At 63.0% G+C, this 1269-nt stretch carries 1 protein-coding gene; it reads right to left on the bottom strand.

The window, feature by feature from the left end:
• Nucleotides 1-3: 3 nt before the first annotated feature.
• Nucleotides 4-1179 (bottom strand): IS481 family transposase, encoded by a 1176-nt coding sequence (locus AC1DW2_RS43760; protein ID WP_477009206.1) that lies wholly within the window; start codon nt 1177-1179, stop codon nt 4-6.
• Nucleotides 1180-1269: the final 90 nt, after the last annotated feature.

The raw sequence follows: 1269 nt of genomic DNA, 5'->3' as shown, positions 1-1269 counted from the left end.
TGTTTAGTCCGGAGACATGGCTGACACCTGTTCGGACACATCACTGACAGGTTGGCCATTGGTCAAGTCGATCGATGCGACCTGCCAGCTGGCGAAGAAGATTCCGTAGTGGCCGTCACGAWCCAGYGGCCGGATGGCAAGGCGTTCGCGGGCGAAGGCCTGGGGAACTTTCCAGAAGCGTCCCTTGAAGGAGATGTAGGGTCTTGTCGATGAGACCCTGCGCACGATCTCGCCGCTGTCGTATTCGACGTTCGGAACGCGGGCCGGCATGGGGCGAGCACTTGGCCGGAAGCGATCGGCAGGGACCTGCATATCGAGGCCTTGGTGAGGCCGCTCCAGATTGTAGACCGGCCGCCAGGCGTCGAAGGCGCGCTGGACTTCCGGGAGAGTTCGGAAGCGGCGCATTGCAAACACCTCGGCCTTCAGGGTGCGATGGAAGCGCTCGTTCTTGCCGCGGGCCTGTGGGTGGCATGGCCTGGCGTGCACCACCCTGACGCCAAGCTTGAGCAGCCACACCTTCAGTCCGGTCCAACGAATGCCGGACGTATCGCCCCAGGGTGAGCCATTGTCGGTGTAGAAGGCCTCTGGCAGGCCATAGCAGCGGAACGTCGTCGACAGGTGATTCTGCACGGTGAGACGCTGCTCGTCGGCACATGCCTTCAGGCACAGCACGTAGCGCGAGTGATCGTCGACGATGGTCAGCGGATGGCATCGTGTCCCGTCGGCCAGCGGCAGGTGGCCCTTGAAGTCCATCTGCCACAGCAGATTGGGAGCTTCCTTCTCGAACCGGTGGCCCGGATTGGGCGGCGCATTCTCACTCGGTTTGACCCGGCCGTTCCGACACAGGATCTGGTGCACCGTTGATGGCACAGGCACCGTCTGCCCGCCCCGCTTCAGGCAATGGGCAATCTTCCGTGCTCCCCAAGCCGGATGCTTGTCGCGTACAGCCAGGACTTCTACTTCGACCGCAGCCTCACTCCGCTTGGGCATCGCATGCGGGCGCCGGGAGCGGTCGGCCAGCTCCCGATCGCCGGCCTGCCAGCGCGCCAGCCACTTGTAGCCGACGTCAGGACTGATGTTGAACCGACGGCACAGTTCGCGCCGGTTGGCGCCCTCCTGCAAAGCCAGCCGCACAAACTCGTGACGCTGATCCATCACTGACACCTCGCTCCAAGGCATGGACGGCCTCCCGAATCGGACCAATCCAGCCAATGTTGATGTGTCAGCTATGTCTCCGAACACCCGTCAGTGATCTGTCCGGGCTAAACA

This window comes from Bradyrhizobium sp. P3_C3, assembly GCF_056402655.1.
This window is presented reverse-complemented; position numbering and strand designations above follow the sequence as displayed.